Annotated in this window: 24 protein-coding genes and 1 pseudogene; 13 read left to right on the top strand and 12 right to left on the bottom strand. The window is 34.9% G+C overall.

The window, feature by feature from the left end:
- Nucleotides 1-101: 101 nt before the first annotated feature.
- The 9 genes and pseudogenes from GQ593_RS05980 to GQ593_RS05940 form a co-directional block, all read right to left on the bottom strand.
- Nucleotides 102-874: pseudogene (locus tag GQ593_RS05980) on the bottom strand (IS3 family transposase).
- Nucleotides 875-1,109: 235 nt separating this feature from the next.
- Complete coding sequence (flgL, locus tag GQ593_RS05975; protein WP_160431229.1) at nucleotides 1,110-2,066, bottom strand: flagellar hook-associated protein FlgL; 957 nt, start codon at nucleotides 2,064-2,066, stop codon at nucleotides 1,110-1,112.
- 14 nt (nucleotides 2,067-2,080) lie between these two features.
- Nucleotides 2,081-3,724: a flagellar hook-associated protein FlgK gene (gene flgK / locus GQ593_RS05970; RefSeq protein WP_160431228.1), complete on the bottom strand. Its 1,644-nt coding sequence runs from the start codon at nucleotides 3,722-3,724 to the stop codon at nucleotides 2,081-2,083.
- 172 nt (nucleotides 3,725-3,896) lie between these two features.
- On the bottom strand, nucleotides 3,897-4,790 hold the full coding sequence (gene motB, locus GQ593_RS05965; RefSeq protein ID WP_160431227.1) for a flagellar motor protein MotB: 894 nt from the start codon (nucleotides 4,788-4,790) through the stop codon (nucleotides 3,897-3,899).
- The gene (motA, locus tag GQ593_RS05960; RefSeq protein ID WP_160431226.1) at nucleotides 4,790-5,671 is read right to left on the bottom strand and encodes a flagellar motor stator protein MotA; all 882 of its coding nucleotides are present in this window, start codon (nucleotides 5,669-5,671) and stop codon (nucleotides 4,790-4,792) included. The genes motB and motA overlap by 1 nt, the downstream gene beginning before the upstream one ends.
- Before the next feature lie 61 nt (nucleotides 5,672-5,732).
- Nucleotides 5,733-6,338, bottom strand: a complete 606-nt coding sequence (gene flhC, locus GQ593_RS05955) for a flagellar transcriptional regulator FlhC (protein ID WP_160431225.1) — start codon at nucleotides 6,336-6,338, stop codon at nucleotides 5,733-5,735.
- Between the two features lie 13 nt (nucleotides 6,339-6,351).
- Nucleotides 6,352-6,672, bottom strand: coding sequence for a flagellar transcriptional regulator FlhD (gene flhD, locus GQ593_RS05950; RefSeq protein WP_143421893.1), 321 nt, complete (start codon nucleotides 6,670-6,672; stop codon nucleotides 6,352-6,354).
- 185 nt (nucleotides 6,673-6,857) lie between these two features.
- Entirely contained in the window at nucleotides 6,858-7,574 is a 717-nt protein-coding gene (locus tag GQ593_RS05945) for an RNA polymerase sigma factor FliA (protein WP_160431224.1), read from the bottom strand.
- A 165-nt stretch (nucleotides 7,575-7,739) separates the two neighbouring features.
- Nucleotides 7,740-8,552 (bottom strand): flagellin N-terminal helical domain-containing protein, encoded by an 813-nt coding sequence (locus GQ593_RS05940; RefSeq protein WP_085248168.1) that lies wholly within the window; start codon nucleotides 8,550-8,552, stop codon nucleotides 7,740-7,742.
- A gap of 337 nt (nucleotides 8,553-8,889) precedes the next feature.
- Here GQ593_RS05940 and fliD point away from each other — a divergent pair, with 337 nt between their 5' ends.
- From fliD to GQ593_RS05925, 3 genes are read left to right on the top strand one after another with little or no spacing between them, the layout of a single operon-like run.
- Nucleotides 8,890-10,323, top strand: coding sequence for a flagellar filament capping protein FliD (gene fliD / locus GQ593_RS05935; protein WP_160431223.1), 1,434 nt, complete (start codon nucleotides 8,890-8,892; stop codon nucleotides 10,321-10,323).
- Nucleotides 10,324-10,332: 9 nt separating this feature from the next.
- Nucleotides 10,333-10,713, top strand: a complete 381-nt coding sequence (gene fliS, locus GQ593_RS05930; RefSeq protein ID WP_160431222.1) for a flagellar export chaperone FliS — start codon at nucleotides 10,333-10,335, stop codon at nucleotides 10,711-10,713.
- Nucleotides 10,714-10,726: 13 nt separating this feature from the next.
- A complete protein-coding gene (locus tag GQ593_RS05925) occupies nucleotides 10,727-11,074 on the top strand; it encodes a hypothetical protein (RefSeq protein ID WP_160431221.1) in 348 nt (115 codons plus the stop codon).
- Between the two features lie 67 nt (nucleotides 11,075-11,141).
- Here the strand turns inward: GQ593_RS05925 and GQ593_RS05920 are convergent, their stop codons facing one another.
- The 3 genes from GQ593_RS05920 to fliE all read right to left on the bottom strand — a co-directional run bounded on the left by GQ593_RS05920 (nucleotide 11,142) and on the right by fliE (nucleotide 13,292).
- On the bottom strand, nucleotides 11,142-12,263 hold the full coding sequence (locus tag GQ593_RS05920) for a hypothetical protein (RefSeq protein ID WP_160431220.1): 1,122 nt from the start codon (nucleotides 12,261-12,263) through the stop codon (nucleotides 11,142-11,144).
- Nucleotides 12,264-12,352: 89 nt separating this feature from the next.
- A complete protein-coding gene (locus GQ593_RS05915) occupies nucleotides 12,353-12,700 on the bottom strand; it encodes an STY0301 family protein (RefSeq protein WP_160431219.1) in 348 nt (115 codons plus the stop codon).
- Nucleotides 12,701-12,983: 283 nt separating this feature from the next.
- Nucleotides 12,984-13,292, bottom strand: coding sequence for a flagellar hook-basal body complex protein FliE (fliE, locus tag GQ593_RS05910; RefSeq protein ID WP_160431218.1), 309 nt, complete (start codon nucleotides 13,290-13,292; stop codon nucleotides 12,984-12,986).
- 174 nt (nucleotides 13,293-13,466) lie between these two features.
- Between fliE and fliF the strand changes: the two genes are divergently transcribed.
- The 10 genes from fliF (at nucleotide 13,467) to fliO (ending at nucleotide 22,426) form a co-directional block, all read left to right on the top strand.
- Complete coding sequence (gene fliF, locus GQ593_RS05905) at nucleotides 13,467-15,176, top strand: flagellar basal-body MS-ring/collar protein FliF (RefSeq protein ID WP_160431217.1); 1,710 nt, start codon at nucleotides 13,467-13,469, stop codon at nucleotides 15,174-15,176.
- Nucleotides 15,173-16,171 (top strand): flagellar motor switch protein FliG, encoded by a 999-nt coding sequence (gene fliG, locus GQ593_RS05900; RefSeq protein WP_160431216.1) that lies wholly within the window; start codon nucleotides 15,173-15,175, stop codon nucleotides 16,169-16,171. Before fliF ends, fliG begins: the two co-directional genes overlap by 4 nt.
- Nucleotides 16,158-16,922 carry a flagellar assembly protein FliH gene (locus GQ593_RS05895; RefSeq protein ID WP_160431215.1) on the top strand — a complete coding sequence of 255 codons (765 nt, stop codon included), beginning with the start codon at nucleotides 16,158-16,160 and terminating at the stop codon, nucleotides 16,920-16,922. Before fliG ends, GQ593_RS05895 begins: the two co-directional genes overlap by 14 nt.
- 1 nt (nucleotide 16,923) lies before the next feature.
- A complete protein-coding gene (gene fliI, locus GQ593_RS05890; protein ID WP_337189710.1) occupies nucleotides 16,924-18,291 on the top strand; it encodes a flagellar protein export ATPase FliI in 1,368 nt (455 codons plus the stop codon).
- A 9-nt stretch (nucleotides 18,292-18,300) separates the two neighbouring features.
- Complete coding sequence (gene fliJ / locus GQ593_RS05885; RefSeq protein ID WP_160431213.1) at nucleotides 18,301-18,765, top strand: flagellar export protein FliJ; 465 nt, start codon at nucleotides 18,301-18,303, stop codon at nucleotides 18,763-18,765.
- Nucleotides 18,755-19,921: a flagellar hook-length control protein FliK gene (locus GQ593_RS05880; protein WP_160431212.1), complete on the top strand. Its 1,167-nt coding sequence runs from the start codon at nucleotides 18,755-18,757 to the stop codon at nucleotides 19,919-19,921. Before fliJ ends, GQ593_RS05880 begins: the two co-directional genes overlap by 11 nt.
- 172 nt (nucleotides 19,922-20,093) lie before the next feature.
- Nucleotides 20,094-20,561, top strand: a complete 468-nt coding sequence (locus GQ593_RS05875; protein ID WP_160431211.1) for a flagellar basal body-associated FliL family protein — start codon at nucleotides 20,094-20,096, stop codon at nucleotides 20,559-20,561.
- 5 nt (nucleotides 20,562-20,566) lie between these two features.
- Nucleotides 20,567-21,616 carry a flagellar motor switch protein FliM gene (gene fliM, locus GQ593_RS05870; protein ID WP_160431210.1) on the top strand — a complete coding sequence of 350 codons (1,050 nt, stop codon included), beginning with the start codon at nucleotides 20,567-20,569 and terminating at the stop codon, nucleotides 21,614-21,616.
- Entirely contained in the window at nucleotides 21,609-21,989 is a 381-nt protein-coding gene (gene fliN / locus GQ593_RS05865; RefSeq protein WP_160431209.1) for a flagellar motor switch protein FliN, read from the top strand. Before fliM ends, fliN begins: the two co-directional genes overlap by 8 nt.
- The gene (gene fliO / locus GQ593_RS05860; protein ID WP_160431208.1) at nucleotides 21,989-22,426 is read left to right on the top strand and encodes a flagellar biosynthetic protein FliO; all 438 of its coding nucleotides are present in this window, start codon (nucleotides 21,989-21,991) and stop codon (nucleotides 22,424-22,426) included. The genes fliN and fliO overlap by 1 nt, the downstream gene beginning before the upstream one ends.
- Nucleotides 22,427-22,432 lie beyond the last annotated feature (6 nt).

Here is a 22,432-nt window from a genome sequence, read left to right as displayed (position 1 = left end):
TTTTTTGAGGATGATTTTAACATATTGATTATTATTGATATTAAAATAGAGACAAAAAAAGGGTAAAAATGGGGTAAAGTGCACGAAATGGCAACACATTTTCAAACAAAAAAATTAAGGGGTAAATGTTTTTTAAATTCGACGGGAGGCAAGTAGCCTAACGAAGAATGTAATCGTTTATTATTATACCAGTAGACATAAGCCGAAAAAGCGCGTTGTAACTCCGTTGTTGAGTTGAAACGTTGGCCTTTTACAAACTCCGTTTTAATTGTTTTAAATGTCGCTTCTGCTACCGCATTGTCATAAGGACAGTCTTTCTTGCTTAATGAATGCGTGATATTAAATGTCTTAAAACAATCCTCTAATAACCGATTATCAAACTCTTTACCTCGGTCTGAATGAAATAAATTCAATCTCGATAATGGTTGTTTAATTTAGCTTAATGCCGACATGACAAGCTCTGCCGTTTTATGTTTACCAACATGATAACCGACAATCTGCCTATCGGATAAATTCACTAAAACACATAAATAATTCCAACGTTGGTTAACTCGAATATAAGTTAAATTCGCGACAACAATTTGCTTTTAGGATAGTGATTTTCGCCCTATTATCAGTGCTGCTTGCTTTAGAATGTCGTTTTCCATACGAAGTTGTTTAAGCTCTTTGCGCAAAGCTATCAACTCTTGTTCTTGTAGGCTGCGGTTATCTTTTGTTTTAAATGAGCCTCTTTGGCTTGCTTGCGTTATTTAGCGGGTGTCAAATCCTATTGTGCAACGATTTCACTACGTGATTTACCGTGTTGATAAAGGCTGACCATTTGGTGTTTAAAATTATCATTGAATGTTCGTCTTTTTCGTTTAATCTTATTCATATTAGCTCTTTTTTTAGTTGTGATAAGTTTACCTTACCCCTCAAAAAAGTTGTATGAATTAGTGTAGCCGATCCATATTTTAGCGGTTCCAAAAATAGGAAATTGAAGATTAAAATATTGATTAATAACTATAATTAAGCAAAATGCATAAGGTGATTTTTGATAAAATGCCTTATGCGGTTTTAGCAGATTATTTTAATCATGCAGTGTAAACAACTCGTTGTTTTTCTACACTTTATTTCATTTGAAACAGTGACATATTTTGCATCGTCATAAAGGTATATTGTGCAGCTTGCAAATTAGCTTGTAGCATGACATATTCAGAAATTGCTTCGTACCAATCAACATCTTCAAGCTGACTGATTTGCGTTTGATATTCAATATCTAATGTTTTACCAAGCGCTAATAACCTATCAACTTCAGATAGGACTGAGCCGCCCTCTGCTCTGAGTGTTGAAATATTATTAAAAGAATTGTCTATGCCATGGCGAGCTTTTGATAATCCAGCTCTAAATTGTTCAACGGTATCTTTGTTATCGTAATCTAGATCTATTTTTAACGCTTCAATCGCATAATCAATACTGGCAAATAGGTTACTTTCTGCTGGTGAACCATCAGATTCTTTAACATTTGAGCCTGTCATAAATACTTGAATGCCGGTAAAACTTAGCGATACTTCGCGCGAGTCATCAATCAAAACATTTACCGAAGTTGTGCTGCCAACGTAACTCACTTCGCCAGATTCGTTCATAACAAAAGGGGGAGTATCGTTTTTCTTACCTGCAAAAAGATAGTTACCGTTAGTATCTTTTGCGTTGGCTAATGACAAAAGTTGATCTTTTAAACCTTGTAATTTATTAGCAAGATCGAGTCGATTTTCTTCATTTAAGGTTTCGTTTGAAGCATAGACCAATGTTTCTTGAATGGTTTGGATAACGGTATTGGCCTCCGCTAAGATAGTGTCTTGGCGGCTAAGTAATTTATCAGCACTTTCGCGTGTTGCTTGAAATTGCTCATTTTGTGCTTGTGCTTGTTTGATTATTAATGATTGTGATGCGCCCATGGGATCATCAGAAGGCGATAAAATCTTTTTGCCAGTCGCTAAATGTAACCCTGATTTTTGCCATTTGCTATTGGTATTTAAAATACCTTGCAAGTTTTTTTGATAGAGTGAGTTTGTGCTAAGGCGCATTTTTTATCCTTTTATCATTTAGTTAAACCTAAAATGGTATCAAATAGTGTTGTGGCTGCATCAATCACTTTTGCATTAGCTTGGTAATACTGCATATAGACCTGCATAGAGATATATTCTTCTTCAATATTCACGCCAGATATTGATTGATTTTGTTCATAAATTTGTTGGGTAATATTTTTGCTTGATTGAGCCGAAATTTTCGCCGTTTGAGTTTCACTACCAATGTAGCTAACTAAACGAGTGTAAGCACTTTTTAACGTTGTTGTGCCATTCACAAGTTTTTCATGCTGGATTGCTAACAATTTAGCTACATTACGATTATCACCTGCACCATTTTCTTCATCATTAATACCGGTTGCTAATTTATTGACATCTTTTACTTGCAATTGTAATGACGAGGCAATATCAGCAACAGGTTTGATGATAAACGAGTCTCCACTAACGGCATTACCGTTTATTTCGATAGCCAGCCCGTCAAAAACCAATTTACCCTCTTCGATTTGCGGAGTGATTTGCTGATGATCTGATAATCGTGTGACAACCCAATTATTACCATCAAATTCAATTTTATAATCCGAAGCTTTTACTTCAGTCACAGCGTTAAACTCGATCTTAGCTGTGGCATTGCCTTGATTTTTCGTGTTAGTAACGCAACTAGGATGATTATAATCAAATAACTTTTCACCCTGATTACCATTAATATCAACACCAGACATATGCACTTGATTAAAACGTTCAGCTAAATTTAGCGCAATTAACCCTAATTGATTGCGAGCCTCGGTTAACGGTCCTTCACGAAAGGTTAATAATCCATTTAATGTGCCAGATGTAATGTTCTGACTGGTCAGTTCTTGGGTTGCACCTGAATGATGCGTATAAATAATGGTATTTAATGAAGGATCGTCTGCTGAAGGTTGTACCGATAATAAGTTAATCGAAGAACCTTGAACTAAATTTAAACCATTTGCCAGTGAAAGATTATATTGTCCATTTTGCTCAGTAACAGTAATGCCAATAATTTCGCTTAATTCATTAACCAATTGATCACGTTGGTCAAGTAATGCATTAGGCGCAAGTCCACCACCTGCCGACTGTAGTTGTGAAATTTTTTGGTTCAGTTCAGCAATTTGTTGGGTATAGGTATTTACCTTATCAACATTATTGCTTAATTCAGTATTAATATTAGCAATTTGATTTTTCAAATTTGTTTCTGTTTTATTAAACTGACTGGTTAACGAAGTGAGATCACTAATCACTGTTTGTTTTGTTGAGGCATCTCCCGCATTTGAAGCAAGTTTATTTAAACTCGCAAAAAGATTGTTAAGCTGTGATGAAATGCTATTATCATTTTCTGCTAATAAATTATCTACTTTGGATAACTCACCGTAATAAGATTTAATAGAACCATTTTGTGATTGTGATTGGCGTAATTGACCAACGACAAAATGGTTAAAAGCACGATTAACGGACGATACACAAACGCCATTGCCCACAAAGCCAAAACTATGCTGAGTGCCATTGGCTTGGCGTAGAATTTGCTGTTGACGATTGTAACCTGTTGTATGCGCATTACTGATATTATTGCTAATTACATTAAGCATATTTTGTGCTGCATTTAATCCACTAATACCTGTGTTCATTAATGAATTTGCCATAAAAACCCCTCAATATAGTTTTAGTTAATAACATCAATTAAAAAAGTAAGTTATTTTTATATCGTCTTTATTTTTGAAAACTTTAATAATTTTTGTGACAGCTGGGAAATTTTTTAATTTGAGTCCTCAAAAATGATATAACGTATCTTTATAAATCATGTTATTTGATTTTTTATTCAGATTTAATTTGTTGTGATTGCCTTAAAAAATTGATGCCGGTCATATTATTTTCTTCTTCAATATACTGTTGTGCTGTTTTATTTAAAATTAAGATACTAATCCGGCGATTCGCATCTTTACTATAGTTAGCATTATTTAGACTAACGGTGTCAGCTAATGCAATAATGCGAATAATCTTACTTGAATCTAATCCGCCAGCAATAAGCTCTCTCCTTGATGCATTGGCTCTATCGGCAGATAGTTCCCAATTACTATATCCTCGATCGCCCGTTGTATATTGGCGTTCATCTGTATGGCCTGACAAGGTAATTTTATTGGGTAATGAATTGATAATTGGCGCTAATGTATGCAAAATTTCTTGCATATTGGGATCAATAGTTGTGCTACCAACATCGAACATGGGTTTATCATCGGAGGCTAAAATTTGAATCCGTAACCCCATTTCCGTTAATTCAATAATAAGATTAGGCGCTAGTTTTTTAAGGCGATCATCAATTTCGAACGTTTCATAAATCTTACGTGCCGCCTCAATCATCTGTAATCTTTCAAGTTGTTGTTTTTCGAATTCATCTTTTGATGAATTTAAAACATGACTTTTTTCTTCGCCAAGTTGTTTACTCACATCATCACCGCCACCAGGAATGGGGCTTTCACTATCACTAATGTTTTTACCACCATTGTAGCCAAGAATTAAGGGGGTTCTAAAGTACTCAGCAATGCCTTTCAACTCTTGAGGTGTGGATGTCGAAATTAACCACATCACTAAAAATAGTGCCATCATCGCAGTCATAAAGTCGGCGTAAGCGATTTTCCACGAACCACCATGATGCCCACCACCATGCCCAGATTTTTTTTTGACAATTATTCTTATAGATTTATCTTTCATTATTCGCTATTTGGATTCGTATTTTTATCTTTAACTTCTTGTATGTACTTTTCTAATTCAAAAAATGACGGTCTTTCATGCGAGAAAAGCGTTTTTCGGCCAAATTCAATACAAATTTGCGGAGCATAATCATGCATATTGGCGAGCAGAATCACTTTTGTGCACTCTAATATTTTGACCATATCGGCATTTCTTTGCTTCAATAACGATGCTAATGGTGAAACAAAACCATAGGCAAGTAAGATACCTAAAAAAGTTCCGACCATAGCATGCGCAATGAGTTCACCAAGTTCACTTGCAGGTCTATCTGCTTGTGCAAGTGTATTAATTACGCCCATTACAGCTGCAACAATCCCAAATGCTGGTAAGCCATCACCAATACCTGAAATGGCATCTACAGGCTTTTCAAGTTCATGGACAAATGTTTCAATTTCTTCACTCATGAGTGTTTCGATTTCAAATACATCCATATTGCCACTAATCATTAGTCGTAAGTAATCAGTAATAAAATCGCAGATTCTAGGGTTATTTAAAATAAGCGGGTATTGTTTAAACAGGTCACTTTCATGTGGATTATCAATATCGGCTTCAATGGATAACCCCCCATTTTGCCGAATCTTCGTCAAAATGCTATACATTAAATTAATCAGTGTTAGATATAAGTTTTTATTATATTTAGATGTTTTAAATAATTGCCCTAAAGATTTAAGTGTTGCTTTTATTGTTTTTTGTTCATTACTGACAATAAAAGCACCAATCGCAGCGCCACCAATAATCAATAATTCAAGTGGTTGAAATAGTACGGCTAAATAGCCCCCGCTTAGTACATAACCAAGTAGCGCCGAGGCGATAACGACAATATACCCTATAATGATTAGCATTGACTTTCTTCTTTCTCCATGAAATAACAGTAAACTTGCTGAAATATTTCTAATTTTTTATTTACGCAGTTATCCGTGTGACAACCGATGAATTTAAATTGCTCAACGTTGATAACACTTTTAGGCATTTTTCGTTATTTTCTTTTAGTGTTTTATTATTCTTATCCGCTCTTGACGGTGGTTGGCATAAACTGCAAGTAAACGTGTTTTGTGGGTGATAAGCGTGCGTAATAAAGAGCCCTCCGCATGCCGTACAATATGATTGTTGCATGATGTTTTTTTCGACAAATTTGACTAAGATCCAAGCTCTGGTTAACCCTAAAACAGGTTCATCTTTATGTGAAACTTGGCATTGTTCTAAATAAAGTTGATAGGCTTTTAAAATAGTTTGAATGCAAGACTTCAAGCCATTTTTAACTAAAAAAGAGTAAGCGTTATAAAAAATACTGGCATGGATATTGGATTCCCATGTCATAAACCACGAGGTTGAAAAAGGCAATAAACCTTTAGGTGGCGGGCAACCTTGAATCTCTTTATAAAGTTTTATAAGCTTATTCCTGCTTAAATTAGTTTCGCTTTCTAGCATTTGAATTCTTCCGCCAAGGGAAATTAATTTGATAGCAAGTTGGGTTTCCTCATGTTTTTGAATAATACTTGTACCTGACATCTTGATTCCTTAGCTATTTATTGATTGAATCTAATAGCAAACTTGATAAAAGAATGCCTGTATGCATCTGTTTAATATCGCCAACGCGCGATTCTTCTGTGAGTTTTTTCATCATTTCTGCATTTTCGAATCGTAGCTGAAATGTTAATTGATTGGTTTCTGATAAAACCAACATTTGCGAGGTACTTAAACAACTCAGAATATCGGCCGTTTCTTCATCAATACCCAATCGATACATTGCCATAACTTTATCTTTTTCAAGCATTCGCTGGCTTAACAGCAGCGTTGATAGATTTAAATGATGTATACATTTAAGAATATCGTCATCTAGTATATTTCCCAATTTAGCCACCAATCTATATATATTTTATTCGCATAAAAAAACGAATAATCAGTAAAATTAAAGTTAAATATTTTTTTATGTGCGTAAAGTTACATTTTTAAACGCGAAAGGTCAATAAAAAAATTATTTCAATTTATTTTCGATTGATTACGGTTTATTTAATTTTTTTATTATTTCTAAAAAATAACTTTACTTCGTATCCGCTTTATTGCTTGGCTATGTAATTGGCTAACTCTTGATTCACTAATATCCATTACTTTACCTATCTCTTTTAAATTGAGATCTTCTTGGTAATAAAGTGATAAAACAAGTTTTTCTTTTTCTGGCAAATTTTCAATTTGTTGAATAATTGTATTGCGGATTTCCTCATCGATTATTGCTGAAAAGGGATCATCATCTTCTTGATATTCAATAATGGCATCAATGTTATCTCCCAATTTTTTATAGATTTCATCATATGAACATATCTGGCTACTATTTGAATCTAATAAAATTTTACGGTATTCATGAATAGATAATTTTAAATATTGAGCAATCTGATAATCGTTAGGTGCTATACCTAGCTTTTGTTCTAACTCATTCATGGCCGTTGTGACATCTTTTATTTTTTTACGCGTCTGCCTTGGTAACCAATCACGGCTGCGTAGTTCATCAAGCATTGCGCCTTTAATTCTTGGTATAGCAAAAGTGGCAAAAGTATTACCTTGAGAAATGTCAAAACGTTTGATTGTGTCTAATAAACCGATGTAGCCAACTTGTAATAAATCATCAAGTTCAACTGTTGCCGGCAAACGAACCGCTAACTTTAAAGCTTCATTACGAACCAGATGAATATATTGTTTCCAATCGATTTGGTTTATGACACCTTGTGAGTTATATAAACTATCATCCATTATTGAACCAATGTTAAAAAAAATGCTTAACAGTATTATGACGATAGTTGATGAATTTAATGGGCAGAATAAAGGCTTAAAAATAGCTAATTATAATGATTAGTCATAACAGCATGGTTAAATGCCGTTATGACTATGAGGAATAACTCGAAATGATAATCCGAATTATTGCAATAAAGAAAGTACAGATTGTGGTACTTGGTTAGCTTGTGCTAATACTGAAGTACCTGCTTGTTGTAAAATTTGACCACGCGTCATGTTTGATACTTCTGTTGCATAATCAGCATCTTCAATACGGCTACGTGCAGAACTTAAGTTATTTACAGTATTGTTAATGTTAGTTACAGTTGATTCGAAACGGTTTTGCACCGCACCAAGTTGTCCACGTAATGCATCAATTTTTGATAATGCTGCATCAATTGTTTTTAATGGATCTTCTGTTGGTGCATCAGAAACATTAAATGCATTTAAACCAAGCTCAGTACTATCAATTTTTTTCAAATTGATTTCAATGGTTTCGCCGTCGTTTGCACCTACTTGAATTTTAAGTGTTTTATCTTCTGATAATACTTTAGAACCATTGAAATCAGTTTGTTTAGAAACACGGTCGATTTCATCTAAACGTTGATCGATTTCGTTTTGAATTGATACTAAATCACTTTCAGAGTTAGTACCATTGGCTGCTTGAACAGTTAATTCACGAATACGTTGTACGTTATTGTTGATTTCATTTAACGCACCTTCTGTTGTTTGTGCAAGTGAAATACCATCATTAGCATTACGAGCAGCTTGCGTTAAGCCTTTGATGTTTGATGAAAAACGGTTAGCAATTGCTTGACCTGCTGCATCGTCTTTTGCGCTATTAATACGCATACCAGATGAAAGACGCTCAATAGATGTGCTAAGAACGCTTTGAGAATTGTTAAGGTTATTTTTTGCCATTAAAGACATAGTATTAGTATTAATTACTTGTGCCATTTTTATCTCCGTTAATATAAATAGTAAAATCAACGATATATCGAAATTTAATTCAATACCTTTGCTGATAAATAACTTATCGGTAATAAAATTGGGATCTTTAATTTTTTTAATGATTCTCTTTTTTTAAACAGCAAATTTAATCTAGAATATGATAAATATTAATAAATAAATCATACAATTAACTTATTTTTAAAATAATTTTTAATGATGATTTTTTGTTCGCAAAACCACAGATACCTTTATCCCTTAAATAAAAATTCCGCTAATGACTAAATTTTTGGAAAAATGAGCCGATATAAAAAATATTGAATAATTATGATAGGTAGATGAAATCATGGCAATGAGCGCATTGGGAATAGGTTCGGGGATCGATCTTGGTGAAATTTTAAATCAATTAGAAGCGGCTGAAAAGACACGCCTAACACCAATTACTACTCAACAAAAAGCGATTAATGCCAAAATTAGTGGTTTTGGTAAATTAAAAAGTGCATTAACAACGTTTAATACAGCAACGGCAAAACTCCAAAAAAAAGAGTTATTTCAAAGTCGAACTGCAACAGGTAATGACAATTATTTTACGGTAAAAGCAAATAGTAAAGCCGTTTTAGGCGATTATGCGGTGACGGTTGATCAATTAGCAACATCGCATAGCGTTGCAACATCGGCAATCAATGATAAAAGTGCTCAATTGGGTAATGACAATCAAACGAGAACTATGACCATTGAACAAGCCAATGGTCATAAACTGAATGTGACTTTATCTAAAGATGAGACATCATTAGAGTCAATAGCAAACGCCATTAACAACGCCCAAATGATGAATGATGACGGCACAACAAGCCCTTCGACAATCAAAGCGGCAATTGTTCGTTCGGGGGCAGATGGCTATCAATTAGTGATTACCTCGAAAGAAACGGGAGAACAACAAACCATTACAGCTATTTCATCCGATGATGATAAGTTAAATAATATTATTGGATTTGATATTAATCAGCCTAGTAATAGTCCTATGACCGAAGTTGCAAAAGCGCAAGATGCCAAGCTTTCATTTAATGGTATTGCAATAACCAGTGCGTCAAATACCGTTAAAGATGTAATAGATGGTGTTGATATAACATTAAAAGCAACCACAACAACCAGCCAAAACCTGACTATAACAGCTGATAATGAAAAAACGGAAGAAGCCATTAAAGAATGGGTCGAAGCATTTAATCAATTACAGTCTACCATATCAACATTAACTAAATTCACCGCAGAAGAGAAAAATTCAAAGGAATTAAATAGTAGTAATGGACCTCTTGTTGGCGATGCAACATTACGCAATATTGATCAAAGTATCCGTTCAATCTTTGCCAAAGGACAATCAGGGGAGTTCTCTGTTTTAGCACAAATAGGCATTAACATGGATAAAAATGGCCAGTTAACGCTTAAAGAAAATGAATTAAAAAAAGCACTGAATGAAAATAGTGATGCAGTGGCAACACTGTTTACAGGTGATGGCAAAAACACGGGGATTGCCAATGAGGTTTTTGCCAAAGTCAGTGGATTTATTGACAGTGATGGCATGATTGATTCGGCAACTAATGGGTTAAATACCACATTAAAATCATTAGATAAACGCCATGAACAAGTGAGTAATTCTATTGAACAAACCATTGAGCGCTACCGAGTTCAATTTACTAAATTAGATATTTTAATTAATCAGTTAGATAGCATGAGTAATTATTTAACGACCCAATTTGATATGATGGCAAACTTAAAAAAATAGAGGAAAGTAATGTACAAATTAGGTTCTCAAGCCTATGAGCAAGTGAATTTAGAAACCCGTGTTAATCAAGCATCCCCTCATCAATTAATCGTTTTATTATTTGATGGTGCACTTAATGCAATAAAATTGGCTAGCTTGTATATTCAAAAGGGCAATATAGTAGGTAAAGGTAACGCGATTTCTAAAGCGATTAATATTGTTGATAATGGGCTTAAAAGTTGCTTAGATTTAGAAAAAGGGGGTGAAATTGCCGAAAATTTAGATCGCTTATATCAGTATATTAGTCAACAGTTAGTTCTAGCCAATTTACATAATGATAAAGAAAAACTGCAAACCTGTTTCGATTTATTAAACAATATTGCCGAATCTTGGCGTGAAATTGCAAAATAAAAAAAGGATGATTATGCAAGGAAATAACTTATTAGAACAATACGAACAATTTAATTATGTTGTTGAACAAATGTTGATAAATGCCCAGAATGAAAACTGGGATTTATTGTTGAGTTGGCAGGCGAAATACCTTCAATTATCGAAAGGTATTATGTTGGTTGATGATTTTTCGAAAATTGAAAACATGCCATTGCAACATCAAGACCTGATTCGAATGTATATCAAAAATATACTTAGCTATCAGCAGCAGTTAACCCAATTAATGATTACTCGTCATTCTCAGCTTAGAGAGTTGATTGGTAAGCAGGCCGATTATCAAACTAAAATCGGTAGCTATCAAAAAATTGCCTGTTTAATGTAAGTTTATGGGTGCTTTGCTTGAATCTTATTCATCAATAGGAACCAAGCAAGCATCCCGTTAAACAGCCTTAATCAATATTACGATTTAAAATAATTAACTCTTTGTTTTTTGAGTGATTGTCTTCTTCTTTTCCGTAAAAAACAACAGTATAATTGGCATCTTTGGTTTTGACGATCTCACTAATGATTAATTCTTTTGTGGATAATTTAAACACTTCTTTTGAGTATAGGTTTATATAGCAACCTACGGTTTCCTGAGAAAAGGCTTCGATCACCTGATTATTTTGAATTGTAATCCACCCATTGCCGATTTCATCTGTGAATCGCATAACAAACGTTTCTGCGGCGATTTTTATCGGTTCCCAAATATAATAAATTTGTCTTTCCATATCGAGCAATAGATTTTGTTCGATTTTTCCTTTGGGTGAAACATTGATTAAATAAAACTTACCTTTTTCATCAATATTTAAAAGACTCGATGTATTAGAAAAGCTTAAGTTCAATACGCAAGTTAGATAAAAACGCTTTCCTGTGTTTATATTTCTTGACTGTAAAACGCTGCCCATTTCATCAACTTGACGATGTAACCAACCATTGTCAACCCAAGCAAGTAGATGAATTTGATTATTCAATGAATCAATAAATAATTTGTTATGCTTTGGAAGCGGAATTTTATTGGTATAGGTTTTTTTTATATCATCATTTTTAAATGCAACTGCAATCAATTTATCTGGTTTTGTCTCTGAAAAAATATCAACATAATGGAAAATAGAAAAATCATGATATATTCCCTTAAAATCACCGACAATAGGGCGTTTGGGCTTTGGATAGGCGATATTTTCTCTATCAAATAATGGGAGCATAATTTCTAAATCTTTATCTGGATGGTACACAGTAATAGACACATAATCCTTACCAGTAGGGCTGACAAAAAAATGGGGTAGAATTCCATCAGACTCGTAATAATAATGAGTATTTTTCTTATCGAGTTCAATAACAACATATATAACCTTATAATCATCCCCATTTTGTGGATAAAAATTAGCAGCAATAACAAGCTTTTCTTGATAACAAGTTGCCCTTGTAGTAGAAAACCCATCAAGCGATGTCAGAACAATCAGTTGCCCTAACGTTGGGTAGTCGAGATACTGTTCATTTAAGGCTATATTGGTTTTTTTTAGTGTTATCATTTTGGATCCTTAATGTATTTTATTCGTTATTTTTTACTAAATGGTGATAGTTATATTGCTATTTTTTCAAAATCATACTGTCAAAGTTGTTATGACATACAATGTGCCTGTACTGGTGCTTCGTATCTTTCGCAATAAGCTGCTCCCTTGGCATAAAGAACAATGTAATGATTGGTTCCAGCATATTCGCAGACTAAATACGGCTTTATTTGTGGGGTAAGTTCCCATATTACTTTTTCTTTTTTAAATTCGGGCACTAAATCTACTTTATTACAGATTGGACCATCAAATAGTTTGGCATTATCAAGCTGGTAAACGTGGTGTCCATCAGAAAAAGTTGCAGGGCAACTCACAACAGGGGATTGAGCATGGCAATTGATTGATACTATGCTAAGTAATAGGCTAGTTAATAATATTGTTTTTTGGAATGTTATCACTTTGAATCCCTTATGTATTTCATTGATTGTTTTTATTAAATGATGGCATTATGTCGTTATTTTTTTAAATAGTATAGTAAAAATGGTAAAGTTTTTTGAGCCATCAGTTGATAACGGAAATAATATATTTAGCAGTACAACAAGCATCAAAAATATGAGCGATGCTTATTTTAAAATTGAAGGGTATGGTGAGTTGATTATCGCATTTAGACTAAAATTAATGGTTATTTGTAAAAGTAAAATGCAAAATTTAGGATATGGCAATTATTTTCGATGTCATTAATTAGACATTCATATTCATAATTTCTTGATAAGCAGCAACCAGTTTATTGCGCACTTGAATACCAAACTGCAATGAAACCGATGATTTTTGCATATTAACCATAACCTCATTCAATGAAATATTCGCCTCTCCCATTTCAAAAGCTTTGGCTTCATTATTTGCCTGTATTTGTAGTTGACTGATGTTATCTAAAGCGGTCTTTAATTCTGCAACAAAGTTTTTATCTGCAAAATGCGTTTTTGAAGATATTGACGTTGATTCATTTAAATTAGTGAGTTCAATTGGATTGAATGTGTTGATTGTATTCATTTTGATAACTACTTTTTAGTTCTTTTGTTACTGTATGGCTAAAGTTAACACATAAATAAAAAAACAAAGGGTTTAAGTAAGGGAAAAACTGCACGCTTTTCTCGCCATTGAATTTTTCAAATATATGGATAATAAACTACAGAGTTAATCTAAATAGTTTAGAGTCAGGATGCTATGGCTAGCGAAGCAGTCAATAATAAAGGTGAATCAATCTTAAATAAGTTGCCTTTTGTCAATCAACTAAAACAAAACACCAAAATGGCATTGTTAATTGCCGGTGTCATTACGATAGCGATGATTAGTTTCATCTATTTATGGGCTAAAGATGAGTCCTATAGTGTTTTGTTTAGTAATTTAAATGATAAAGATGGTGGCGAAATTATTAGCCAACTTGATAAGATGAATATTCCTTATCAATTTTCATCTTCTGGTTCCACTATTTTAATTCCACAAGATAAAGTTTACGATACCCGATTACGTATTGCACAACAAGGTTTACCTAAAGGTGGCTCGGTGGGTTTTGAATTGCTCGATAAAGAAAGTTTCGGTATGAGCCAATTCAATGAACAAATCAATTATCAACGGGCTTTAGAAGGGGAATTATCTCGAACCATATCCATTATCAGTAGTATTAATGATGCCAGAGTGCACTTGGCAATGCCTAAGCCATCTTTATTTGTCAGAGAAAGAAAATCCCCTTCAGCATCGGTGGCATTAACGTTATTACCTGGTCGCTCATTATCACAAGGTCAAATCGATGCCATTATCCATTTAATTTCAAGTAGTGTGCCAGAATTACATGCAGATAAAGTGACCATTATTGATCAGCATGGTCACCTATTAACTGGAGATGGCTACCGTGATAGAAATACCAATGTGGCTCAACTTGAATTTAGTGAGCGAATTGAAAATAGTGTTCGTGAGCGAGTAGAAAAAATCATCATCCCAATTTTGGGTAAACAGAATGTTAAGGTACAAGTTAATGCCGATGTTGATTTTAGCCGACAAGAATCGACTTCTGAAACTTATGATCCAAATAGCGATATAGCCAATCAAACGATTCGCAGTAAGCAACAAGTCGAAAATCGCCAATCCGCCAATAGCTATGGTATAGGTGGAGTACCTGGGGCACTATCAAATCAACCTGCACCAACATCTAGCGCACCAATTGATGAACAAGATGAATCGGCTGGAAAAAATGATAAACAGGCATCTTACAACTTACAATCAAATAATACCGTTAATTTTGAAGTCAATAGGCAAGTGATACGCAGTCAAATACCTGAAGGCCGGATCAAACGTTTATCGGTTGCTGTTTTAGTTAATTATAAATTTGTCGCAATCGAGTCAGACAATACTAAGTCTGAAGATGATGACAATCAGTCACCAGCCATAACCGAACAATGGGTCAAGCTAGATAATGATGAACTTCAAAATATTGAAGCGCTCGCACGTCAAGCAATGGGCTTTTCTGATTTACGTGGCGATACATTAACTGTTGCGAATTTGAAATTTACCGATCAAGTACTTGATGATAATGACAATATCGCATTTTGGCAAACCAATGAATTTTATGATTCTGTCAAAACAGGATTTAAATATCTTATTTATATTCTTATTTTCTGGATTATGTGGCGCAAGGTATTACGTTCATTATGGTTGAAATTACAACGTCAATTCTTGACCGGAAAAGAGGAATCATTGAATCCTAAATCAACGGTAGAAGAAAAGTTAGATTATAAAGCACACAGTAAACAACAGCACAAAATATTTGAAGATAATATGCAACAACAACAGCACATACGCAAAATAGTTGAGAAAGAACCTCGTGTCATGGCATTAATTATTCGTAGTTGGATCAATAAAGAGGACGCTAAACAATGATTTTAAGTGAATCTCAAAAAGTGGCTGCGATTTTAATGGTGTTAGGTGAAGGGCTTGCCGCACAAGTCATGCAGCATCTTAGTCAAAAAGAGGTGCAACAAATTAGTAGCGCTATGATGTCGTTACCTCAGTTGTCTCAGGAACAATTGAAAGGCATACTTAATGAATGCCAAGTGGCTCTTGAAGAGTGTGCAGTTTTAAATACCGATCCAAATGGCTATTTACGTTCAATATTAGGGCGATCATTGGGTGCTGAAAAAGCTGAACGTTTACTTGATGAACTATTATCTACTGATCAAGAAGAAGCAACCGATGGTCTTGAAATGCTTAACTATGTTGATGCGACAAGAGCAGTTGATCTGGTCAAAAAAGAGCATCCACAAATCATCGCAACTATTTTAGTTCATCTAAACCGTGATTTAGCAGCAGAAATTTTAAATCTGTTTGATGATGAATTGCGTAACGATGTCATGCTACGTATTGCGACTTTTGGTGGGGTTGAGCCTTCCGCTCTGCAATTACTCTCATCCTCATTATCGACATTATTACATGGTCAAAATATTAAACTGAATAATCTTGGTGGAGTACGTACTGCGGCAGAAATTATTAACTTAATGAAAACACAGCAAGAAGAGCAGGTTATTAATGCATTGCGTGATTACGATGGAGAGTTAACGCAAAAAATTATTGATGAAATGTTCTTGTTTGAAAATCTGGTTGAAGTGGATGATAGAAGTATCCAACGCTTACTTAAAGAAGTCGATAATGAAGTATTGATCATTGCATTGAAAGGGGCATCAGTTGAATTACGTGACAAACTATTGAGTAATATGTCACAGCGTGCAGCCTCTATTTTACGTGAAGATTTAGAAAATAGACCACCTGTACGTTTATCTCAAGTAGAAACAGAACAGAAGAAAATTCTGGCTATTGCTCGTCGATTAGCTGAAAGCGGTGAAATGATTCTAACTAGCGGTGATGATGAATATGTATAATCAGCCCGATAGATTAAATTGGGAACCACTAAGCTTTCGCGATTTAGCATCATCTAAGCTATCAGAATTAAGCAAAAGCAATGAGATTGAGCAACTAGAGGTTAGTGAACCAACGTCTGCTCCTGATTTTGAGCATGAACCCATTGAGCCTAACGAGATCGAACAAACGCTAGAGCAGTTAAAACAGCAGGTTGAAGCACAAGCCTACCAAGAAGGATTTAATTTAGGTCGATCTGAAGGTTTTGAGGAAGGTAAACAAGCGGGCTATGAACAAGGATATTACCTTGGGCAACAAGAAGGACGTGAACAAATTGAGCAGGAGCTTAATGAAGCAAAGCGCAAGACAGCGCATGCTATAACCGAGTTAGTCAGTAATTTTCAGCAATCAATTAATGATATTGATGAGTTAATTGTGCCTAAATTGCTTGATTTAGCATTAATCGCAGCTCAAAAAACAGTAGGTAGTATTGCTAAAGTAAAACAAAAGCAGTTAAGCCATAGCATACAAACGTTAGTTGAGCAGTGTCCTATTTTATCAGAACCGATATCGTTACATCTTAATCCTACTGATTTGCAATGGTTAGAACCCCTGTTTCATGACGAAAATCAGCAATATCAATGGCAATTAATTGCCGATGCTAATATTGAAATCGGTGGCTGCAAAATTTTAACCGATACTAATGAAATTGATACCAATATCAATCACCATTGGCAAATAATATCTGATAGCCTAAAAGAGGATGATTATTAACGTGAAATACTCGTCACAATGGCTAAGTAAAATTGACCAAGCAACCCAACAACTACAATCGCTATCGTTAATTCGCCAATACGGACGCTTAGTTAAAGCATCGGGATTGGTGCTTGAAGCTGTTGGATTAAAATTACCTTTGGGATCTAACTGCCTAGTTGAACGACAAACCAATGGTCAAACTGAGCCTGTTGAGTGTGAGGTAGTTGGCTTTAATGATAAAACACTTTACTTAATGCCGTTTGAATCAACCGACGGTATTTTATTAGGCGCACGTGTTTATACTAAACAGTATGATCTAACGCACTTTAGTCATAAAGTTTTACCAATGGGAATGGGCTTATTAGGGCGAGTAGTTGATGCTATGGGTAAACCTTTAGATGGTAGAGCGTTACCTGATCTGGTTGAGTATGAAGGATTATCTCATAAAGCGATTAACCCATTACAACGCACTCCTGTTCATCAAGTACTTGATGTTGGCGTCAGAGCCATTAATGCGTTACTCACGGTTGGTAAAGGGCAACGCATGGGCTTATTTGCAGGATCCGGGGTTGGCAAAAGTGTCTTACTTGGCATGATGGCACGCTATACACAAGCAGATATTATTGTGGTAGGCCTGATTGGCGAACGAGGGCGTGAAGTTAAAGATTTTATCGAAAATATTTTAGGCGAAGAAGGATTAGCTCGAGCAGTTGTTATAGCCGCTCCTGCCGATGTATCACCATTATTGCGCTTACAAGGAGCTGCATACGCAACAAAAATTGCCGAAAACTTTCGTGATAAAGGGTTTAACGTTTTACTTATTATGGACTCGTTAACGCGTTACGCAATGGCACAACGAGAAATTGCTTTAGCGATAGGAGAACCCCCTGCAACAAAAGGCTATCCCCCTTCTGTCTTTGCCAAATTACCGGCATTAGTTGAAAGAGCCGGTAATGATGAAAACGGAAAAGGCTCCATTACGGCATTTTATACGGTATTGACGGAAGGTGATGATCAACAAGATCCGATTGCCGATTCGGCCAGAGCGATTTTAGATGGGCATATTGTTTTATCTCGCTCGCTAGCTGAGTCAGGACATTATCCAGCTATTGATATTGAAGCTTCAATCAGTCGGGTGATGACTGATCTTACTGCGCCAGAAGATGAAAAAAAATCCCGATTATTTAAACAACTGTTTTCAAGTTTTCAACGCAACCGTGATTTGATCAATGTAGGGGCTTATGTAACAGGTACTGATCCTTTATTAGATAAGGCAATAGTATTGTTTCCTACCATGCAAAAATTTTTACAACAAGGTATTAATGAACATTGTAGCTATCAAGATGCTTATCAACAATTAGTGAGTATTGTCGAATCAACAAGTTAGGGAAGAGTAATGGCAAATAAAAATTCTGGGCAATTTGCGTTTTTAACATTAAAAAAACTAGCAAAAAAATCGGTCGATGAGACGTTACTTAAGTTAAAAAAAGCGCATGAAAACCACCGCCATGCACAATCACAACTGCATGTATTAAATGACTATTATGCCGAGTATCAACAAAAATTAAATAACGCTTTATCTCGTGGTATTAAAGGCGGTGAACTGAGTAATTTTAACGCCTTTATTTCAACCATTGAGCAAGGCATTGCACAACAGCAAAAAGTATTGTTAACGTTGGATATTAAACAAAAGCAAATAACCAATCAACTTAATCAATCACAAAAAAGCCTAAACACCTATACAACACTATTAGACAAGCACTATAAAAAACAGCAACAGCAACAAAATCGCTTACAACAAAAACTGACAGATGAATTTGCGCAGCTACAACTAGCAAGGAGAGCATTAAATGAATATTAATCTTATTAATGATTTGAACATGACCACTTCTCATCAAGCAAAGAGTGTTGAAACGGACGTAATGGCTGATGATAATGATTGCTTTCAACAACAACTATTGCGACTAAGCGAAAATCAAGCAGAGCAGGGGGAAAAATCAGTTAATGCCAAGTCAAATGTGACCGAAGATGAGCACGAAGATAATGACTTTAAAGACGAGGTATTAATGATGTCTATTTATCCGATTAATATACAGGATCTCGATCAAGAAAAACGCGCTCTTGTAAGTACAGCACAAAATAGCGATATAACAACCGATTTCAATGCATTGAGAACAAATAATCTAAATACTCATTTATTTGATCATTCATCATCAGAAACATGGGCAAATGAGCAGGCAACGCAGTTGCTTGCCTCTATCTATGACAGTGAAGATTTAACTAAGAAAGTAACACAACAAACAGATGTAGCGTTTTTATCGAACGATAACGTTGCTCATAAAAAAGCGACCAGCATTAAAGGCGGTCTTAATAATTTGTATGTTAACCAAACAAATAATACGCAAGATGCTAATAATATTACGCAAAAATTAGTGACGACTCAAATTCAATTTATAGCAAATCATTATGATAAAGATGCGGCAGAGCATGCTAATCAAGAATTCTCGTTGACAACTAATGTAAATGGACTAAGTTCATTATTATCGTCATCTAATACTACCGCCACATCGACTACAATCAATTTATCAACGCCAGTGAATATAGCGCAATGGCAAACTTCATTAACTGAACAAATTATTATGTTTAATCGTCAAGGTATTCAAACTGCTGACATCAAATTACATCCACAAGAGTTAGGATCATTGCATATTAAACTTGCCATGAATGACGATAAAATGCATCTTCATATGATGGCTGAGCATAGTGTTGTTAAAGGTATGTTAGAATCGGCATTACCCTTTTTAAGAACATCATTGGAAGATCAAGGCATTATGCTAGAGCAAGCTAATATTGGTGATTTTTCGATGATGAACGATTCACAGCAATCCGCTATGCATCAACACACAAAAAACAACCCGCTACCGACCGTGCAAACGCTTGATGTGACTGATGCTGATGTTGAGCAAATTACCGTTGAAAATCGTTCGCACAACTCCGGACTTAGCATATTTGCTTAACGATTGATATTATTTTTTAATTTTCGAGATAAATAAATTGAAGCGCATAAATAGGTAATGTTTTATTGCCTATTCTTCAAATCGATTTTAAAAATATGCTTTATTATTCTTGTAACCATGTCCAGTTAATGGATTAGAGATCTGTTTAAATTTTATAGAGACAAGAATAAATATGCCTACAGCCCCAAAAAAAGTCAGTGTTTTAAATTTAATCCTTACTCTGATTGCGCTATCAGCGATAAGCTTTGCGGCTTATTTATGGTTTCAAAACCATTCACCAAACACCCATACAGAGCCAGAAGAACCTGAAATCTTGTCGCCTGTATTTTTAACATTAAAACCATTTACGATTTCATTACCTGTTTCAGAAGAAAATATCGATATCAACAAAATTCTTTATGTTGGCATTGTTTTACGAGTTGCTAATGAAGATCAAAAAACGGTGCTATTAGATTATTTACCAGAAGTAAGAAGTGACGTGCTGCTTTTAACGTCAAAACAGTATATTAATCAACTAAAGCAAGAATCGGGGAAAATCAATTTACAAGAACAAATTAAAAATACGCTATCGCGACACTATGATGCAAAACATTCGGTAAAGATTGATGAAGTTCTATTTACTGATTTTATTATACGGTGATTATGATGCCCGATAAGATCGAAGCCACAACAGATATAAATGAAAAGGATGACGTAGCAAAAAAATCTGAAAGTTTTGTGATAGCTCAAGATGATGACAATATTGATGCTTCCGTTGTCTCGTTACCTTCAGGGAAAAAAGCCGACGTTAAACCCTATGATCTATCGGTCAAACATCGCTTTATTCCTGAGCGTTTAACTGCGTTAGAAATTATTAATGAACGTTTTGCCCGTCAGTTTCGAATTGGTTTATTTAACCGATTACGTCGCAATACTGATGTGATGGCTTCACCCGTTGAGCCTCATACGTTCAAAGAATTTTCTGATATTTCATCAGCAAACCATTTAAATTTAGTGCATCTTAACCCATTAAGAGGTTCAAGTTTATTTTCATTTTCACCTGAATTAGTTTTTATTATTGTTGATTCGTTATTTGGTGGTGATGGACATACAACTAAAATAGAAACAGAAGGGCGTGAATTTACCCATACCGAACAACAGATCATTAAACGAGTACTAGAGTTAGCATTAGTTATTTATCAAAATGCATGGGCTGATGTTTACCCAATTGAAGCCGAATATATTCGCTCTGAAATGCAAAGTAAATTTACCAATATTACCAGTTCTCCTGATGATATTGTATTAACAACAAACTTTAAAGTTGAAGTGGGTCACAGCAAAGCAACCTTTTGTGTTTGTATTCCTTATTCTATGGTCGAACCAATCAAAGAGCTATTAATCAAACCACCTGTTGAGCAACAGACTTATCAAGATGATAAGGTTTGGATGAGTTCATTAACCACTGGCATCAAACAATCAACTGTCGAATTAGTGGCTAACTTTACCCATATTCACACAACCGTTAACAAACTGTTAGCCTTAAAAGTGGATGATATTTTAGTGATCGACAAACCAACAAGTTTAGATGTAACAGTCGGTGGCGTACCAGTATTAAAAGGCCATTACGGTAAAGTAAATAAACAATATGCAATTCAAGTAGAACAGGTCATTAATCCTGTGATAGAACAATTGAATGAGGAAGTGTTCAATGACTGACACCAAACCAAATCACGACAAAAACCAAAAAACAACAGTAGCGAGTGACGAGCTCATCACTAAACAAGCAATTTTTGAAACATTATCTCCGCAACATGCGGAAGACAAAAAGCAAGATATTAATCTTATATTAGACATTCCTGTAGAATTAAGTGTCGAACTTGGCCGAACCAAAATAGCCATTAAAGATCTGTTAAACCTAACTCAAGGATCGGTCATTGCATTAGATGGACTTGCCGGCGAACCATTGGATATATTAATTAATGGTTATTTAATTGCCCAAGGTGAAATTGTGGTGGTCGGTGATAACTATGGTGTACGCATCACCGATATTATTACTCCATCAGAGCGTGTACGAAGATTGAGTCGTTAATGGCAATAAAGCAAACAGATTTGACACAAGCAATGGTTCCAACCGCCAACACCAATACCTTATCGGTGCCCTCTTCTCAGGCCAATATTTACACCGAAGTTGGATCGTCAATGGGATTAATGCTGATTGTGGTCATTGGTTGTATTTTATTATTAGGATGGTTTGCTAAACGAATGGGTTGGAAAAAAAAGGCCGACCAATGGATTGATGTCAAAGCCACATACAGTATTACGCCTAAAGAACGTATTATGGTGGTTCATGTTGATAACCAACTATTAGTAGTAGGTGTGACTTGTCAACAAATGACTTTATTACATACCATCGATGAACAACGCAGCAAAATGTTACTTGCGCAAAATGCGGCAGATAAAGACTTGACGAAAAGTCACGCATTTCAGCAGATATTACAATCCGCTTTAAAAGCGAAAAAGGAGTAACAACAA

Origin of the sequence: Gilliamella sp. Pas-s25 (assembly GCF_009795885.1) — a bacterium.
Classification (GTDB): domain Bacteria; phylum Pseudomonadota; class Gammaproteobacteria; order Enterobacterales; family Orbaceae; genus Gilliamella.
Note: the sequence above shows the minus strand (reverse complement) of the source record. Positions and strands in the feature narration are given on the sequence as shown.

Coding starts and splice junctions, on each gene's coding strand:
- GQ593_RS05920 (WP_160431220.1), bottom strand. CDS start 12,263: ATGATAACACTAAAAAAAACCAATATAGCCTTAAATGAACAGTATCTC.
- fliS (WP_160431222.1), top strand. CDS start 10,333: ATGTACAAATTAGGTTCTCAAGCCTATGAGCAAGTGAATTTAGAAACC.
- GQ593_RS05895 (WP_160431215.1), top strand. CDS start 16,158: ATGAATATGTATAATCAGCCCGATAGATTAAATTGGGAACCACTAAGC.
- GQ593_RS05925 (WP_160431221.1), top strand. CDS start 10,727: ATGCAAGGAAATAACTTATTAGAACAATACGAACAATTTAATTATGTT.
- flhC (WP_160431225.1), bottom strand. CDS start 6,338: ATGTCAGGTACAAGTATTATTCAAAAACATGAGGAAACCCAACTTGCT.
- fliJ (WP_160431213.1), top strand. CDS start 18,301: ATGGCAAATAAAAATTCTGGGCAATTTGCGTTTTTAACATTAAAAAAA.
- fliF (WP_160431217.1), top strand. CDS start 13,467: ATGGCTAGCGAAGCAGTCAATAATAAAGGTGAATCAATCTTAAATAAG.
- fliG (WP_160431216.1), top strand. CDS start 15,173: ATGATTTTAAGTGAATCTCAAAAAGTGGCTGCGATTTTAATGGTGTTA.
- GQ593_RS05940 (WP_085248168.1), bottom strand. CDS start 8,552: ATGGCACAAGTAATTAATACTAATACTATGTCTTTAATGGCAAAAAAT.
- motA (WP_160431226.1), bottom strand. CDS start 5,671: ATGCTAATCATTATAGGGTATATTGTCGTTATCGCCTCGGCGCTACTT.
- motB (WP_160431227.1), bottom strand. CDS start 4,790: ATGAAAGATAAATCTATAAGAATAATTGTCAAAAAAAAATCTGGGCAT.
- fliE (WP_160431218.1), bottom strand. CDS start 13,292: ATGAATACAATCAACACATTCAATCCAATTGAACTCACTAATTTAAAT.
- flgK (WP_160431228.1), bottom strand. CDS start 3,724: ATGGCAAATTCATTAATGAACACAGGTATTAGTGGATTAAATGCAGCA.
- GQ593_RS05875 (WP_160431211.1), top strand. CDS start 20,094: ATGCCTACAGCCCCAAAAAAAGTCAGTGTTTTAAATTTAATCCTTACT.
- fliO (WP_160431208.1), top strand. CDS start 21,989: ATGGCAATAAAGCAAACAGATTTGACACAAGCAATGGTTCCAACCGCC.
- fliM (WP_160431210.1), top strand. CDS start 20,567: ATGCCCGATAAGATCGAAGCCACAACAGATATAAATGAAAAGGATGAC.
- GQ593_RS05945 (WP_160431224.1), bottom strand. CDS start 7,574: ATGGATGATAGTTTATATAACTCACAAGGTGTCATAAACCAAATCGAT.
- fliD (WP_160431223.1), top strand. CDS start 8,890: ATGGCAATGAGCGCATTGGGAATAGGTTCGGGGATCGATCTTGGTGAA.
- GQ593_RS05880 (WP_160431212.1), top strand. CDS start 18,755: ATGAATATTAATCTTATTAATGATTTGAACATGACCACTTCTCATCAA.
- flgL (WP_160431229.1), bottom strand. CDS start 2,066: ATGCGCCTTAGCACAAACTCACTCTATCAAAAAAACTTGCAAGGTATT.
- fliN (WP_160431209.1), top strand. CDS start 21,609: ATGACTGACACCAAACCAAATCACGACAAAAACCAAAAAACAACAGTA.